The sequence below is a fragment of the Brevundimonas sp. M1A4_2e genome (assembly GCF_053345555.1).
On the sequence record NZ_JBKFAI010000001.1, the window covers coordinates 441,387 to 456,376 of the forward strand.

The following is a 14,990-nucleotide window of genomic DNA, read 5'->3' on the forward strand; positions in this document are numbered from 1 at the left end:
ATCAGGCCTCCACGTAGACGTCGGTGTAGAGCTCGGACGGATCCGGCTCAGGGCTTTCTTGAGCGAACTGCACAGCTTCGGCCACGATGGCCTTCACTTCGTTGTCGATCGCCTTCAGCTCTTCCTCGGTCGCCTTGGCGGCGGCGAGCAGCATCTTGATATGGTCGATCGGGTCGCGGGTCTTCTTGACCTCGTCCACCTCTTCCTTGGTCCGGTATTTGGCGGGGTCGGACATCGAGTGGCCGCGATAGCGGTAGGTCTTCACTTCAAGGATATAGGGGCCTTCGCCGGCGCGGGCGCGGGCGACGGCGCGGGCGGCGGCGTCGCGCACGGCCAGCACGTCCATGCCGTCGACCTGTTCGCCCGGGATGCCGAAGCTGGCGCCGCGCTGGTACAGCTCGGTCGTCGAGGACGAGCGCTCGATGCTCGTGCCCATGGCGTACTGGTTGTTCTCGATGATGTAGATGGCCGGCAGCTTCCACAGCTGGGCCATGTTGAAGCTCTCGTAGACCTGGCCCTGGTTGGCCGCGCCGTCGCCGAAATAGACGAAGCTGACCGAGTCGTCGCCGCGATACTTGCCCGCGAAAGCCAGGCCGGTGCCCAGCGCCACCTGAGCACCGACGATGCCGTGGCCGCCGTAGAATCCGGTCGGCACGTCGAACATGTGCATCGACCCGCCCTTGCCGCGCGCCGAGCCGCCGATACGGCCGGTCAGCTCGGCCATGACCTCATTGGGATCCATGCCCGCGGCCAGCATGTGGCCGTGGTCGCGATAGCCGGTGATGATCTTGTCGTAGCCCTGCTTGACGCTCTCTTGAACGCCGACGGCCACGGCTTCCTGGCCGATGTACAGGTGGCAGAAGCCCCCGATCAGGCCCATGCCGTACAGCTGGCCAGCGCGCTCTTCGAAGCGTCGGATCAGGACCATCTCGCGATAGAAACGCAGCAGGTCTTCCTTGGAAGCCTGAGGCGTATTCGGAATCTTGTCGCCCGCGCTGGGCGAGTTTTTCTGAGCGGCGGCTTTCGCCATCCGGCATCTCCCGGCTTACACCCCTGTATCAGGGACTCTTATCGTTACGGAAAGGGGCTTTAGCAGCCTTCGTTCCCGAAACCAAAGCAGCCGGCTACGCTGTAACAATAGTTCAGGAGGCGCGCGTCGCCTCAGAGGCGCGTCCTGCGGGGCCGTTCAGCCGCACGACATAGTCGCGCGGGTCAGCGAAGCCGATGACCGCCCTCGCCCGCTCTTCCAGCAGGTCCCTGGAAAGGCTCTCGGTGCGCAGATACCGGACACGCACCTCCAGATCCTGACGCTGCTCATTCAGGCGGGCCAGCTGAGCCTGGCGCTTGGCCAATAGGGCGTCGCGTTCCGAACCGCTTAGCAGACCGCGCTCACCCGTCAGGGCCTGCACGCCCAGATAGGCGATCAGCAGCAGCAACAGCACGGTCGGCAGGTATGGCTTCATCTGCTCGGGCACAACGGACGCTCCTTCTGAGCGCGCACAAACACGGTGACCTATCAGTGACCGAAAATGCCTAACGAACCGTAGCTTGGCCGTAATTGCGAACGCCGCCCCCGAGGTTCGGAGGCGGCGCCCGGCGCATCGTTGTGATGAGGCTTATTTCAGCAGCATGCCGTCGCCGAAATAGGCGGCCTGGTCGCCCAGCATCTCTTCGATGCGCAGCAGCTGGTTGTATTTCGCGGTCCGGTCCGAACGGGCCAGCGAGCCGGTCTTGATCTGACCGCAGTTGGTGGCCACGGCCAGGTCGGCGATGGTGGAGTCCTCGGTCTCGCCCGAACGGTGCGACATGACGGCGGTGTAGCCCGCACGGTGGGCCATATCGACGGCGTCCAGCGTTTCGGACAGGGTGCCGATCTGGTTCACCTTGATCAGGATGGAGTTAGCCAGACCTTCGCCGATGCCGGCGGCCAGACGGCGCGGGTTGGTCACGAACAGGTCGTCGCCGACCAGTTGCACCCGGTCGCCCAGACGGTCCGTCAGCAGCTTCCAGCCGTCGAAGTCGTCTTCGGCGCAGCCGTCCTCGATCGAGACGATCGGGAAGCGCTCGACCAGGTCGGCCAGGTAGTTGACCATGCCCTCGGCGTCGAAGGACTTGCCCTCGCCGGTCAGTTCATACTTGCCGTTCTTGAAGAACTCGGTCGAGGCGACGTCCAGCGCCAGGTGGAAGTCCTCGCCCGCCAGATAGCCGGCCGCCTGACCCGCCTTGGTGATGAAGGTCAGGGCTTCGTCGGCCGAAGCCAGGTTCGGGGCGAAACCGCCCTCGTCGCCGACGTTGGTGTTGTGACCTGCATCCTTCAGCGCCTTCTTCAGAGCGTGGAAGATTTCGGCGCCCATGCGCAGGCCTTCCGAGAAGCTCTCGGCGCCGGTCGGCATGATCATGAATTCCTGGATGTCGATCGGGTTGTCGGCGTGGGCGCCGCCGTTGATGATGTTCATCATCGGCGTCGGCAGGATGCGGGCCGAGACGCCGCCGATGTAGCGGTGCAGCGGCAGGCCGGCCGAAATGGCGCTGGCCTTGGCCACGGCCAGCGACACGCCCAACATGGCGTTGGCGCCCAGGCGCGACTTGTTCTCGGTGCCGTCCAGTTCGATCAGGGCATCGTCGATGCGGCGCTGGTCCTCGGCGTCCATGCCGGACAGGGCGTCGAAGATTTCGCCGTTGACGGCGTCAACCGCCTTCTCGACGCCCTTGCCGCCCCAGACGTCCATGTCGCCGTCGCGCAGCTCAACGGCTTCATGCGCGCCCGTCGAAGCGCCCGACGGCACCGCCGCGCGGCCGAAGCTGCCGTCTTCCAGCATCACATCCACTTCAACCGTCGGATTGCCCCGGCTGTCGAGGATCTGGCGGGCGACGATGTCGACGATGTCGGTCATGAAAGACACTCTGTAGTGAATGGTGGGAGTTGTTCGAGGCGTTTAGCCCGACCGTGCGGAATCTCCAACCGCCGCCCGCGATCAGGAACATCCCTCGACATACTGAATGCTGGGCCCGCCCGCGTGAATGAAGGCGACCTTGCCGTCCTGACCGATCTCGAAACGCAGGCCGCGGGCAGCGGGGTCCATGACGTGGGTGTTCAACAGATCGTTTCTGCCCGGCCAGATGGTGACATAGGCGGCCGGCGCGTCCTGATACTTGTGAGGCGTCACTTCGGCGGCGGCGCCGTAGAGAGCCTTCACCTGCTCGCCGTCAGAGCCGACGCCGATCCCGGTCTCGGTCTTCACATCCGATCCCTTGATGGCGGTCAGGCGCGTCAGGACGCCCTGCTCCAGCATGACCAGAACGCCCTTGGGGCCGCGCGGCGGCTGATACTGACGGCATTCCGAAGGCTCGGCGTCGGCGGCGTTTGCGGGAGGCGGGCCGACGGCGGCGTCCACCTCAGCCTGGGTCATGCCGATTCGGAGCGGCCCATACCCTTGAGGCGTCAGAACATCCGCAGCAGCCGTCGGGGCCGCTGGAACAGAAACAGGGGATTCGGCTTCAGGCGTTTTGGCGGTTTCCGGAGCGTTGCAGGCGGCCAAGGCCAACAGGGCGACGGAACTGAGGACGGCGTTACGGATCATGAATGGCGCTCTTTCTGGGACACGCCGGCCATAACGCACGAAAACGGCGCGCGATGTCATCGCGCGCCGTCAAAACTTTCGCCCGGCCGAAGCCGGTCAGACCCGAAAGACTTAGTCTTCCTGCTGGGTCAGGACCTGACGGCCTTTGTACATGCCGGTCTTCAGGTCGATGTGGTGCGGACGACGCAGTTCGCCGGTGTCCTTGTCTTCGACATAGGTGTTGGCGCCCAGGGCGTCATGAGCGCGACGCATGTTGCGACGCGAGGGGGAAGTTTTGCGCTTCGGAACGGCCATGTCCGTCTCAATCTCTAAGTCGGTGCGCCGGTAAAGACGCGAAAACAACAGCGGCGGCCCCCCGATAAGAGCCGCCACGCGAGGCCGGGCTTATGCATGAAGACGCAGCCGATTTCAAGACCCTCGGAACCGTCAGTTCCAATGGCCGTCAAACCCTTGCCGTCAGGCTTTGCGCCACGGCCTCGCCGATGGCCAGCGAGCTGGTCAGACCGGGGCTTTCGATGCCGAAAAGCGCCATCAGCCCATCGATTCCGTGATTCGCTGCGCCGTGAAGCTGAAAGTCAGGCTGTGGCTCGCCCGGCCCGTGCAGCTTGGGCCGGATGCCGGCGTAGTCGGGCGTCAGCCGCTCGACTGTCACGCCCGGCCAGAACCGGCGGATGTAGCGGGCGAACTCCTCCGCCTTGGCTGGATCGACGGAATAGTCCTCAGTTTGGACATAGGCCAGATCAGGGCCGAACACGCCCTGCCCGCCCAAATCCTTGCGGTAATGGGTGCCCAGCGCGCCGGGAATGGGAGGCGGATAGATCAGGCGATTGAACGGCGCCGCGCCGGTCAGGCGGAAGTAGATTCCCTTGCCCAGATGACGCGCGGGAACATCCGTGGCCGGATAGCCCTCGATTCGGACCGCGACATCCTGAGCCGACAGGCCGGGCGCAGTGATCAGAAGGCGACTGGTCAGGGTCATCGCCCCCTCCCCGCCCACGCGAATTGAAAAGCCGCCGGCCGGCAGGCTTTCGGCGCCTTCGAACGGCGCCGAGACGACGACCGAGCCGCCCGCGTCCTCGATCTCGCCTTGAAGGGCCAGCATATAGCCATGGCTGTCGAACACCCCGCTCTCGGGCGACAGGATGGCGGCGTGGGCGTTCAGTTCCGGCTCCAGCGCCCGCGCCTGCGCGCCGGTCAGGTGCTCCAGGTTCTCGACGCCATTGGTCACGGCCTGCTGGAAGATGGCCTCGATGCCTTCGACCTCGGCTTCCTCGGTCGCCACGACCAGCTTGCCGCACTTCCAGTGATCGACCTTGCGACTCTCCAGGAAGTCATAGAGGGCGCGCCGCCCTTCGACGCAGAACTTCGCCTTCAGCGAGCCGGTCGGGTAGTACAGCCCGCCGTGGATCACCTCGGAATTGCGCGAGGAGACGCCCTGGCCGATGTGCGCCTCCTTCTCCAGGACCAGCACCGTCAGGCCGCGCCGCGACAGCGCCCGTCCGCAGGCCAGCCCCACAGCCCCCGCGCCCACGACCGTCGCATCGAAGTCGAAAGGCGCGCCCATGGTCTTTACCTCTTGCCGTAGAGGGCCTTGGCGCGGCCCTCGAAACACTGGATCAGCTTGTCGACCGCCCGGTCGAAGTTCGCCTGAAGCATCATGTCCAGCATGCGCGACTTGAAGGCGAAGTCGATAAAGAATTCCAGGCGCGTCCCCTGGGGGTGGGGATGGAACTCCCAGCGGTTCTTCAGGTGTTTGAACGGGCCGCGGATCAGGCCGACCTCGACCTTGGGCGCATGGACGTCATGGCGGACCCAGGTCGAGAACTTCTCGGTCAGGAAGGCGAAGCCGACGCCGGCCTCGGCGTCCAGCAGATGCAGGCCCGGCGCCTCGTCGCGCACGTTCCAGACGCGCATGGAGGTGATCCACGGCACGAAGTCGGGATAGGCGCGCACGTCCGCCACCAGGGCGGCGAGCTGTTCCGGCGCATAGGGCAGAATGCGCGTTACGCGATGGACGGCCAAAGGATCAGCGGCCGTTCCGGGACGACAGCTGAGCCTCGCGCGCCGCCTTCAACCGGGCGAAGTCGTCGCCCGCGTGGTGCGACGAGCGCGTCAGCGGCGACGACGACACCATCAGGAAGCCCTTGGCCCGCGCGATCGCCTCATAGGCCTTGAACTCTTCAGGCGTGACGAAGCGGTCGATCGGGGCGTGCTTGCGCGTCGGCTGCAGGTACTGGCCGATGGTGATGAAGTCGACGCCGGCGGACCGCATGTCGTCCATCACCTGCATGACCTCTTCCTTGGTCTCGCCCAGACCGACCATGATGCCCGACTTGGTGAACTGGTTCGGGTCGCGCTCCTTGACCATCTGCAGCAGGCGCAACGAGTGGAAGTAGCGGGCGCCCGGCCGGATCTTCAGATACAGGCGCGGAACCGTCTCGAGGTTGTGGTTGAAGACGTCGGGCGTGGCGTCGATCATCACCTCGGCCGCGCCGTCCTTGCGCAGGAAGTCAGGCGTCAGGATCTCGACCGTGGTGTTCGGCGCCTGCAGGCGGATCTGTCGCACCACCTCGGCGAAGTGGGCGGCGCCGCCGTCCGACACGTCGTCGCGGTCCACCGAGGTGATGACGACGTGGTTCAGGCCCATCTGGGCCACAGCCAGGCCGACCTTGGCGGGCTCTTCCGGGTCGAGCGGTTGCGGCAGGCCGGTCTTGACGTTGCAGAAGGCGCAGGCCCGCGTGCAGGTGTCGCCCATGATCATCAGGGTGGCGTGCTTCTGGCTCCAGCACTCGCCGATGTTCGGGCAGGCGGCCTCTTCACAGACCGTCACCAGCCCCTTGGAGCGCACGATCTCCTTGGTCGCGTTATACTGGCCCGAGCCGGGCGCCTTCACGCGCAGCCAGTCCGGCTTTTTCAGCACGACCGAATCCGGCCGGTTCTGCTTTTCCGGGTGACGAAGCTCGGACGGCTTCTTCTGCAAGGTGTCGATCAGCGTGACCATTGTCGGTGGTCTGAATCCTGTTTTCGAGGGCGGCCGGATTTCCGATGCTATGTCGGCTTTCCGCAGTGCAAACGCAAGGCACACTGCGTTTCAGTCCGACGCCGGAACAGCCTCACGCGGCGTTACGCATCTTTTCAAGCAGACCTTACGTCACTAGGTTCCGGCCTCTTGTAACCGAGAGGGCCGTCTTTAGAGCCCTCCGAAGGAGGACGTGCTTGCTGCGGGCAGCCCTGGACCCCAAGGTCTATGAAGAGACCCTGTTCGACGCGCTGGTCGATGCGCGCGCCCGCTATGGCGACAAGGAGATTCTGGAGGACCAGGATCGCCACCCCCTGACCTATACAGGCCTGATCCGCGCCGCCTTCGTGCTGGGCCGCAAGATCGCCAAACTGACAAAGCCGGGCGAGCGCGTCGGCGTGCTGCTGCCGTCCAGCGCGGGCGTGGTGGTGACCTTCTTCGCCCTGCACGCCTTCGGCCGGGTGCCGGTCATGCTGAACTTCACCTCGGGCGAGGCCAATCTGAAGGCTGCGCTGAAGACGGCGGGCGTCAAGAAGATCCTGTCGGCCAAGCGCTTCGTGACCCAGGCCAAGCTGGACGACCTGATGGAGACCCTCGGCGAGGTCTCCGAGATCGTCTGGCTGGACGACATCCGCAAGACGATCGGCCTGGCCGACAAGCTGTACGGCCTCAGCGCCGGCATGGCGCCCAAGCGGTTTCGCGTGAAGACCGACCCGGATTCGGCAGGTGTCGTGCTGTTCACCTCGGGCAGCTTCGGCGCGCCCAAGGGGGTGGTGCTGAGCCAGAAGAACCTGGTCGCCAACGCACGTCAGGTGGCGGCCCACATCAACCTGGACCCCGACTGGGTCATGTTCAACCCTCTGCCGACCTTCCACTGCTTCGGTCTGACCGGCGGGGTGCTGCTGCCCCTGTTGCAGGGGCTGAAGGCGTTTGAATACCCCTCTCCGCTGCACGCCAAGCAGATCACCGACCTGCTGCCCCAGGTGAAGGCGTCGATCCTGTTCGCCACCGACACCTTCCTGAACCAGTACGCCCGCGTGGCCGAGGCCGGCGACTTCGCCACCCTGAAGTTCGCCGTGGCGGGCGCCGAGAAGGTGCGCGAAGAAACCCGCGCCGCCTTCGACGCCAAGTTCGGCGGCCTGACCCTGCTGGAAGGCTACGGCGCGACCGAGGCGGCGCCGGTCGTGGCCGTGAACCATCCCGACCGCAACCGGCCGGGCACGGTGGGCCAGATCCTGCCGGGCATGGAGTACCGGATCGAACCGGTCGAGGGCATTGCGGTCGGCGGCCGCCTGTTCCTGCGCGGCCCGAACGTGATGGAAGGCTATATCTCGCCGAACGACCCGGACAATTTGGAGCCTCTGGCAGACGGTTGGCACGACACGGGCGACATCGTCGACATCGACGCCGAGGGCTACATCACCATCTTGGGGCGCGTGAAGCGCTTCGCCAAGATCGGCGGCGAGATGGTGTCTCTGACCGCCGTCGAAGGCATGGCCGGCGCCGTCTGGCCGGTTGGCCACCACGCGGTGGTCGCCATCCCTGACAGCAAGAAGGGCGAGCGCCTGGTGTTGGTCACCGACGTCGCAGGAGCCGAGAGCGCCCAGCTGACGGAGTGGGCCCGCGAGAACGGAGCGCCCGAACTGGCCGTGCCGAAGCGGATCATCAAGGTCGACAGCATTCCCGTCTTGGGCACGGGCAAGACCGACTATGTGACGATCCAGAAGCGGGTCGAGGATGAATTGAAGGGCGCCTGACAAGGCGCTTGCCGTTCGCCGCCAGTGTCATAACCTCGACGGTTCGGTCCCGCTCTCGGGACGCCACGACCGAGGAGACTTCATGGCTCGACGTTCGACATCCTTGGCCGGCTGGGAGCCGCATTTCCTCAGCCTTCTCAGACTTGTCTCCGGCCTGCTGCTGCTTCAGCACGGCGCGCAGAAGGTCCTCGGCTTTCCCCCCGGCGGACGCGGCGGCGGGATTGACCTGTCGACGCTGGCGGGCTGGTCCGGACCAATCGAACTGGTCGGCGGCGTGCTGATGGTGCTGGGCCTGTTCAGCCGCCCGACCGCCTTCATCCTGTCCGGCTTCACCGCCGCAGCCTACTGGATGGTGCACGCGCCGCAGAGCCCCTACCCCATCAACAACGGCGGGGAGCTGGCGGCCCTCTACTGCTTCGTCTTTCTGTATCTGGTCTTCGCGGGGCCGGGGCCGTGGTCTCTGGACAGCGCCCTGCGCGGCGGCCGACGCTGACACGCGCGACGCGGCGTCCGGTCAGCCGATCCGGACGCCCGTCATCGAGATCGAACCGCCGTCGATCACATCATTGAAGAAGCTCAAGGGCTCGCCGGGCGCCTGCTGGGCGGCGACATAAAGCAGCGGCAGATAGTGCTCGTCCGTCGGCACGCTGAGCTGCGCCTGTTCGGCCAGATGGACCCAGTCGATCAGGGCGTCATGGTCGCCGGCCATGAAGGCGCGTTTCACCGCCTCATTGAAATCGACCGCCCAGTCGTACGGCTCGCCGCCCGCCCGCTTCCACGTCCGCAGATTGTGCACGAAGTCGCCCGAACCAGCGACGATCACGCCTTCGTCCCGCAAGGGGCGCAGGCGCTTGGCCAGTTCATAATGACCACGGGCGTCAATGGTGCGATCCAGCGACAGTTGCACCACGGGCACGTCGGCGTCGGGCCAGACGTGCGCCAGCACGGACCAGGTTCCGTGATCGAGGCCCCACTGGGTTGTCTGCACGGCGCCGGTCAGTTCCGACACGCGACTGGCCAAGGCGGGAGACCCTGGCGCGGGATATTGCATGGCATGAAGTTCAGCCGGAAAGCCACCGAAATCATGGATAGTTTCCGGTCGTTCCTGCGCCGTCACGCCCAGACCCTGCGTCTCCCAGTGAGCCGAGATCATGACCACGCCTGTCGGCTTTCCGATCTCCTGCCCCAAGGTCCGCCAGGCGTGGGCGAAAGGGCCGCCTAGAGCGTTCATGGGCGAACCATGACCAAAAAAGACTGCGGGTTGGCGCATGATCTTAACCGTGCTGCTTCTTGGGCGTTACGGCTCCGGGGAGAGTGAAATACGATGCTTATACAGCAACTGTGTTGGTGCCTAATCTAGGCGCTCTATCCGGAGCGGCAAGAGGCTCCATCAAGAATCCTCCAGGCCGATGGGGCAGATGCGCTGATAGAACGCCGGCTCGCCCGGAACCCGCGCGCCTCGCGACAGCAGAAAGCGATGCTCGACCACCATGGCCTGCTGTTCGATGTTCAGGCCGATCCATTCACAGCGGTCATCAACCGGATAAGCGTAGGCGCCCGGCCCGTCGCCCGCCTTCAGCTTGCCGGTCAGCAGATTGACGCCGTTCTGCGCCTGCCAGACATGAACCAGTTCGTGGATGAAAACCGCCTGCGTTCTTAGCGGCGCCTGCGACAGGTCCGGCGCCAGCGTCGCACTGGGCCAGACGATCCAGTGACGTCCAAACCAGCGCCCCGGCACGAAGGCGCGATCGAACGGCCAGGGCGAGCCCAGAAAGCGGATGTCGTCCAGCCGCAGGTCGCGTCCGAACACCTCGCGCGCCAGCGCCGCTTCGCCGTGCGCCAAGGGGCGGATCATCGACCGACCCACTCCCAGTGCCAGGGCTCATAGACGTAGGGCACGAAGCCGAACCGCCCGGCGTTCTTGACCAGCCAGCGATAGGTCGGCGTCTGGCTCATGTGGCGGCGGCTGTGAACATCGGTGGAATCGACCCCCATGCCCTGCAGGTGGCCGACATACAGATCCAGCGCCGTGCCGGTCCGGTGGGGCGAGCAGACGGCGCGGCGCAGGCCGTCGCAATTGCCGTCGCGCGCGCATCTAGAGGCGTCGGCCTCCGGGTCGCGAAAGGACGAGAAGACGCGCAGCAGTTCCGGCTCGGCGGCGATCTCGGGGACTTCGGCGCGCGCCGCCGCGGCCATCGCGCGATAGGCGTCCAGCACGTCGCGACGCAGCAGGCGCGTCAGACGCTCGGCGTGTTCCTCGCCTGTCGTCAGATAGGCCAGGTCGGAGACGGGCGGCGGATCAGGGCACTCTCCCCTCACCCGCGCCATGACAAAGGGCCGCCGCTCCTGCCACAGGCCCCGCAACACCTGAAACGTCGCCTGATCGAAGCGCCCGCTGGCCGCCAGTCCGTAACGCCCCTGAAACCCCGCCAAGGCCTCCGCGAACCCTGCCGATGTCGGATCGCAGGGCGAGCCGACCTCATGCTGGATCAGCGGCACATAGGCTTCCCAGCCCAGTTCCGACGGCCCGAACGGAACCCACTCAAGCGCATAGAGAGAGATGGCGTTCGCCTCGGCCGTATCGTCCCAGGCGCCGGGCGCCCGGTCGCAGATCTGGGCGGTCGGTGCGGGTTCGGGCGCCTCGGCGTAAGCCTGTCCGGCGACGGCGGCGGCCAAGGCGGCGATAACGAAGGCAGACGCTTTCCACATGCCCGCAGCAGGCCTCAGGATGAGAGTCGCCGCAAGCCCTCGCGGTCTTCGCGCCTGCGCCGAAAACCTGCATGCTGAGGATTGCGGCCGACTCGCGCCGCGACCGGGCTGTGACCGCATGACCGCAACCGCCGCGCCTTCGTCCGCCACAGCTGCGCCCGACGCGCCGCGCCGCTCCAACGCCATCCTGGCCGCCTTCTCAGGGCCGTGCCTGCCGCTGGCGGCATTTGGCGTGGCCCTGCCCGTCACCCTGCCGGAGTTCTACGCCACCCATGTCGGGATCGAGATGGGCATGGTGGCGGCTGTCTTCATGGCGGTGCGGCTGATCGATATCGTCTTCGACCCCTTTATCGGCTGGGGCATGGACAGGACGCGCACGCGGCTGGGCCGCTATCGCCCATGGATGGCCGTGGCGACGCCCATCCTGATGCTGGCCGCGCTGATGATGTTCGTGACGGTCCAGCCGGGCGCCGGGCCGATCTACCTGTTCGCCTGGCTGCTGGTGCTCTACCTCGGTTTTTCGATGGGAACGCTGGGCCAGCTGGGCTGGGCCGCCGTTCTGGCGCCTCAGTACGACCAGCGCAGCCGCGTCTATGGCTGGTGGCAGGTGTTCAACATCATCGGCGTGATCCTGATCCTGATCCTGCCGACCATCGTGGTGAAGACGGGCCTGGGGGACTACGTCGACGGGGTGCGTATCATGGGCTGGGCCATCATCATCGCCCTGCCCCTGACCATCGGCCTGGCGATGGCGGCCGTGCCCGAGCCGGTCAACGCAGGCGCCGCGCCGCACGGCGGTCCGCGCGCCTATCTGGCCCTGTTCAGGATGAAGACGGTGCGCAAGCTGCTGATCGCCGACCTGCTGCTGGGCATTGCGCCGGGCATCACCGGGTCGCTGCTGTTCTTCTTCTTCGGACAGATCAAGGGTTACGACCACACCCAGGCGTCGCTGTTCATGCTGATCTACTTCATGGCCGGGCTGGTAGGCGCGCCCATCTGGGCCTGGCTGGCGACCCGGATCGGCAAGGATCGCGCCCTGGCCGTGGCCAGCCTGATCTTCGCCGTCTTCTACGTAGGCGCGACCTTGGTTCCAGGCGGGAACTTCGCCCTGACGGCGGTCGCCATGTTCATCGCCGGCCTGCCCTATGCGGCGGGCCTGTTCCTGCTGCGCGCCATGATGGCGGACGCCGGCGACGAGGTGCGGCTGGAGACGGGCGTGGACCGCACCGGCCTGATGTTCTCCATTCTGTCGGCCACGACCAAGATGGGACACGTCTTCGCCCTGCTGCCCTACGCAATCCTGCCCTTGGTCGGGTTCAAACCTCTGCCGGGGCCAGAGGGGAACAGCGACTTCTCGCTGTTGATCCTGCAGATCCTGTTCATCGCCGTGCCGGGCCTGCTATTGGCGGCCACCGCCTGGGTGCTGAAGGGCTATCCCCTGACCGCTCAGCGGCACGATGAAATCCGCGCCGCCCTGGCGCAAAGAGACGCCGGACACGCCTGAATGACCCATCCCGTCGACCGCCTGAAAGAGATCATGGTTCGCCTGCGCGATCCGAACGGCGGCTGCCCGTGGGACGTGGAGCAGACCTTTCAGACCATCTCCCCCTATACGATCGAGGAGGCCTATGAGGTCGCCGACGCCATCGAGCGCGGCGACATGGACGAGCTGAGAGTCGAACTGGGCGACCTGCTGTTCCAGGTCGTTTTCCACTCGCGCATGGCCGAGGAGGCCGGACATTTCCGGCTGGAGGACGTGGCCGAGGCTATGGCCGACAAGCTGGTCCGGCGCCATCCGCACGTCTTCGGCGACGAGGCCGCCAAGGCCACCGGCCCGGCCCAGAAGGCCCGCTGGGAAGACATCAAGGCCGCCGAGCGCAAGGCCAAGGAACAGCATGGCGTGCTGGACGACGTGCCGGTCGGCCTGCCCGCCCTGACCCGCGCCGCCAAGCTGACCAAGCGCGCAGGCCGCGTCGGCTTCGACTGGCCCTCGACCGACGAGGTGTTCGACAAACTGGCTGAAGAGGTCGAGGAACTGCGCGCCGAAATCGCGGCGGGCGACAAGGACAAGGCGCGTGAAGAGTTGGGCGACCTGCTGTTCGTGGTCGCCAACCTGGCCCGCAAACTGGAAGTCGAACCGGAAGACGCCCTGCGCGCCGCCAACGCAAAATTCGTGCGTCGCTTCGCGTTCATTGAAACCGAGCTGAAAAAGGACGGCCGTACGCCGGAACAGTCCGACCTGCCAGAAATGGACGCCCTGTGGGACGCCGCAAAGGCGGCCGAGCGAGCCTGAGCTAGATGTAGCGCAACTCCTGCAGGTCGATCTCGCGGATCAGCTTGCGGGCCGTTTCTTCATCAATGAGCCGTTGGCGGCCGAGGCGGACCAGTTCCTCTCGCTCGGCGGCAAGCCCTGCCAGTCGAAGGCGGCGCTCGATGTCATCGGAGCGGCGAGCCTGGACCACGGCGTCATCCTCCATGCTGGCGCGCATGTCGATGCGGTGCCGATAGACCTCCATGACCCGTGTCGCGGTTTCGGTGTAGAAGTCGGGGTCCGCCTTGCCCTCGGCCATCAAGTGCTGGGCGTCCTCGATGGCGCGGATGGCGGCCCAGGCGGCGGCGACACGAGAGCGGTTTTCCTCGGCCTCATGGTCATCCTCGGGCGGCAGTTGGACGCCTTTCAACAGGCGCGGCAGGGCGATGGTCGCCAGCACCAGCGAGACGATGATCACGCCCGCCGCCAGAAAGATGGCCAGGTTGCGCGCCGGCATCGGCGACCCGTCGCCCAGATACAAGGGCAAGGTCAGGATACCGGCCAGGGTGATCGCTCCGCGCACGCCCGCCAGAGACATGACCGCCACGAGCCTCAAACCGACCTTGGGCTGGGCGCGACGGCCCTTGCGGCGGAACAGGGTCAGCTTCAGCGAGGTCCACACCCAGACGAAGCGCAACGCGGCCAGGGCCGCGACGATGGCGAAGACGTAAACGGCCAGCCACCATAGTTCGCTGTGCTGGGTCGTGCGGATCACCTCGGCCGCGCGCGCCATAATGGAGGGCATCTGCTCGCCCAGGATGACGAAGATCAGGCCGTTGCCGACGAACTGGACCGTGTCCCACACCACGGCGCGGCGAATGCGGGTCGCGGCCAGGGCCGATCCCTGCCGCTCGGCGAAGCTCATGGTCACGCCCGCCGCCACCGCCGCCAGGATGCCCGAAGCATGGATGGTTTCCGCCGCCAGATAGGCCGCGAAGGGCATCAGCAGGCTGATCAGGATCTGGCCGCCGACATCCTCGCCCCAGCGACGGCTGATGAAGGCCTTCACCAGCCCTATAGCCAGGGTGACGCCGATGCCGACCGCCACGCCCGCCAGAGCCAGCCAGGCGAAGGTCCCAAAAGCGCTGCTCAGGGAAAAGGCGCCTGTCGTCGCCGCGATCACGGCGATCCGCATGCAGGTCAGGCCGCTGGCGTCGTTCAGCAGCGATTCGCCTTCCAGGATGTGCATCAGCCGCTTGGGTATCGGCGCCCGCCCAGCGATGGCCTGGACGGCTATCGGGTCGGTCGGCGACAGGATGGCCGCCAGGGCGAAGGCCACCGCCAGGGGCATGGTCGGGATCATCCAGTGGATCAGAAAGCCCAGCCCCAGAACGGTGAAGACCACCAGTCCCAGCGCCAGTTCCAGGATCACCACCCGGTCGCGGAACAGCGCCTCCTTGGGGATGCGCCAGCCGTCCACGAACAGCAGCGGCGGAAGGAACAGCAGGAAGAAGACGTCCGGCTTCAGATCGACCGACTCGCCGGTGATCAGCACCACCCCGGCCCCCAGCGCGATCTGCACCAGAGGCAGGGCGATGCGCGTGATGCGAGCCACCCATCCCGACAGCACCACGGCCAGCAACAGGAAGAGGATGGTCTCGATCAGGTGCATG

At 66.1% G+C, this 14,990-nt stretch carries 16 protein-coding genes; 4 read left to right on the plus strand and 12 right to left on the minus strand.

The features are described from left to right. Nucleotide 1 precedes the first annotated feature (1 nt). The 8 genes from pdhA to lipA all read right to left on the minus strand — a co-directional run bounded on the left by pdhA (nt 2) and on the right by lipA (nt 6,582). On the minus strand, nt 2-1,030 hold the full coding sequence (gene pdhA / locus ACLBV5_RS02095) for a pyruvate dehydrogenase (acetyl-transferring) E1 component subunit alpha (protein ID WP_025977005.1): 1,029 nt from the start codon (nt 1,028-1,030) through the stop codon (nt 2-4). A gap of 112 nt (nt 1,031-1,142) precedes the next feature. Continuing rightward, nucleotides 1,143-1,463: an FtsB family cell division protein gene (locus ACLBV5_RS02100; protein WP_035302209.1), complete on the minus strand. Its 321-nt coding sequence runs from the start codon at nt 1,461-1,463 to the stop codon at nt 1,143-1,145. Between the two features lie 153 nt (nt 1,464-1,616). After that, nucleotides 1,617-2,894, minus strand: a complete 1,278-nt coding sequence (gene eno / locus ACLBV5_RS02105; protein WP_134580740.1) for a phosphopyruvate hydratase — start codon at nt 2,892-2,894, stop codon at nt 1,617-1,619. Between the two features lie 81 nt (nt 2,895-2,975). After that, the gene (locus ACLBV5_RS02110) at nt 2,976-3,581 is read right to left on the minus strand and encodes a hypothetical protein (RefSeq protein WP_447604677.1); all 606 of its coding nucleotides are present in this window, start codon (nt 3,579-3,581) and stop codon (nt 2,976-2,978) included. A 111-nt stretch (nt 3,582-3,692) separates the two neighbouring features. Further along, nucleotides 3,693-3,875, minus strand: a complete 183-nt coding sequence (gene rpmF, locus ACLBV5_RS02115; RefSeq protein ID WP_024352840.1) for a 50S ribosomal protein L32 — start codon at nt 3,873-3,875, stop codon at nt 3,693-3,695. A gap of 148 nt (nt 3,876-4,023) precedes the next feature. After that, a complete protein-coding gene (locus ACLBV5_RS02120; RefSeq protein ID WP_447604678.1) occupies nt 4,024-5,145 on the minus strand; it encodes an NAD(P)/FAD-dependent oxidoreductase in 1,122 nt (373 codons plus the stop codon). A 5-nt stretch (nt 5,146-5,150) separates the two neighbouring features. Next, nucleotides 5,151-5,603, minus strand: a complete 453-nt coding sequence (locus tag ACLBV5_RS02125) for a type II toxin-antitoxin system RatA family toxin (RefSeq protein ID WP_025977000.1) — start codon at nt 5,601-5,603, stop codon at nt 5,151-5,153. Nucleotides 5,604-5,607: 4 nt separating this feature from the next. Continuing rightward, on the minus strand, nt 5,608-6,582 hold the full coding sequence (gene lipA, locus ACLBV5_RS02130; RefSeq protein ID WP_278068929.1) for a lipoyl synthase: 975 nt from the start codon (nt 6,580-6,582) through the stop codon (nt 5,608-5,610). A gap of 218 nt (nt 6,583-6,800) precedes the next feature. On the opposite strand from lipA, the gene ACLBV5_RS02135 reads away from it, so the two are divergent. Next, a complete protein-coding gene (locus ACLBV5_RS02135; RefSeq protein ID WP_447604917.1) occupies nt 6,801-8,357 on the plus strand; it encodes an AMP-binding protein in 1,557 nt (518 codons plus the stop codon). Between the two features lie 82 nt (nt 8,358-8,439). Then, nucleotides 8,440-8,850: a DoxX family protein gene (locus ACLBV5_RS02140; RefSeq protein WP_025976997.1), complete on the plus strand. Its 411-nt coding sequence runs from the start codon at nt 8,440-8,442 to the stop codon at nt 8,848-8,850. A gap of 21 nt (nt 8,851-8,871) precedes the next feature. Here ACLBV5_RS02140 and ygiD read toward each other — a convergent pair whose 3' ends face one another. From ygiD to ACLBV5_RS02155, 3 genes are all read right to left on the minus strand, one after another. Then, nucleotides 8,872-9,627, minus strand: a complete 756-nt coding sequence (gene ygiD, locus ACLBV5_RS02145) for a 4,5-DOPA-extradiol-dioxygenase (RefSeq protein ID WP_447604679.1) — start codon at nt 9,625-9,627, stop codon at nt 8,872-8,874. 120 nt (nt 9,628-9,747) lie between these two features. Then, on the minus strand, nt 9,748-10,212 hold the full coding sequence (locus ACLBV5_RS02150) for a hypothetical protein (RefSeq protein WP_253121551.1): 465 nt from the start codon (nt 10,210-10,212) through the stop codon (nt 9,748-9,750). After that, nucleotides 10,209-11,066 carry a D-alanyl-D-alanine carboxypeptidase family protein gene (locus ACLBV5_RS02155; RefSeq protein WP_447604680.1) on the minus strand — a complete coding sequence of 286 codons (858 nt, stop codon included), beginning with the start codon at nt 11,064-11,066 and terminating at the stop codon, nt 10,209-10,211. Before ACLBV5_RS02155 ends, ACLBV5_RS02150 begins: the two co-directional genes overlap by 4 nt. A gap of 118 nt (nt 11,067-11,184) precedes the next feature. On the opposite strand from ACLBV5_RS02155, the gene ACLBV5_RS02160 reads away from it, so the two are divergent. Then, nucleotides 11,185-12,570, plus strand: a complete 1,386-nt coding sequence (locus ACLBV5_RS02160) for an MFS transporter (RefSeq protein WP_447604681.1) — start codon at nt 11,185-11,187, stop codon at nt 12,568-12,570. Next, on the plus strand, nt 12,571-13,359 hold the full coding sequence (gene mazG, locus ACLBV5_RS02165) for a nucleoside triphosphate pyrophosphohydrolase (RefSeq protein WP_447604682.1): 789 nt from the start codon (nt 12,571-12,573) through the stop codon (nt 13,357-13,359). Nucleotide 13,360: 1 nt separating this feature from the next. On the opposite strand, the gene ACLBV5_RS02170 is transcribed toward mazG, so the two are convergent. Further along, on the minus strand, nt 13,361-14,989 hold the full coding sequence (locus ACLBV5_RS02170; RefSeq protein WP_313632473.1) for a Na+/H+ antiporter: 1,629 nt from the start codon (nt 14,987-14,989) through the stop codon (nt 13,361-13,363). Nucleotide 14,990 lies beyond the last annotated feature (1 nt).

Bases quoted from the DNA above. Each gene is read 5' to 3' on its own strand.
- pdhA (WP_025977005.1), bottom strand. From the start codon at position 1,030: ATGGCGAAAGCCGCCGCTCAGAAAAACTCGCCCAGCGCGGGCGACAAG.
- ACLBV5_RS02100 (WP_035302209.1), bottom strand. From the start codon at position 1,463: ATGAAGCCATACCTGCCGACCGTGCTGTTGCTGCTGCTGATCGCCTAT.
- eno (WP_134580740.1), bottom strand. From the start codon at position 2,894: ATGACCGACATCGTCGACATCGTCGCCCGCCAGATCCTCGACAGCCGG.
- ACLBV5_RS02110 (WP_447604677.1), bottom strand. From the start codon at position 3,581: ATGATCCGTAACGCCGTCCTCAGTTCCGTCGCCCTGTTGGCCTTGGCC.
- rpmF (WP_024352840.1), bottom strand. From the start codon at position 3,875: ATGGCCGTTCCGAAGCGCAAAACTTCCCCCTCGCGTCGCAACATGCGT.
- ACLBV5_RS02120 (WP_447604678.1), bottom strand. From the start codon at position 5,145: ATGGGCGCGCCTTTCGACTTCGATGCGACGGTCGTGGGCGCGGGGGCT.
- lipA (WP_278068929.1), bottom strand. From the start codon at position 6,582: ATGGTCACGCTGATCGACACCTTGCAGAAGAAGCCGTCCGAGCTTCGT.
- ACLBV5_RS02140 (WP_025976997.1), top strand. From the start codon at position 8,440: ATGGCTCGACGTTCGACATCCTTGGCCGGCTGGGAGCCGCATTTCCTC.
- ygiD (WP_447604679.1), bottom strand. From the start codon at position 9,627: ATGCGCCAACCCGCAGTCTTTTTTGGTCATGGTTCGCCCATGAACGCT.
- ACLBV5_RS02150 (WP_253121551.1), bottom strand. From the start codon at position 10,212: ATGATCCGCCCCTTGGCGCACGGCGAAGCGGCGCTGGCGCGCGAGGTG.
- ACLBV5_RS02155 (WP_447604680.1), bottom strand. From the start codon at position 11,066: ATGTGGAAAGCGTCTGCCTTCGTTATCGCCGCCTTGGCCGCCGCCGTC.
- ACLBV5_RS02160 (WP_447604681.1), top strand. From the start codon at position 11,185: ATGACCGCAACCGCCGCGCCTTCGTCCGCCACAGCTGCGCCCGACGCG.
- mazG (WP_447604682.1), top strand. From the start codon at position 12,571: ATGACCCATCCCGTCGACCGCCTGAAAGAGATCATGGTTCGCCTGCGC.
- ACLBV5_RS02170 (WP_313632473.1), bottom strand. From the start codon at position 14,989: ATGCACCTGATCGAGACCATCCTCTTCCTGTTGCTGGCCGTGGTGCTG.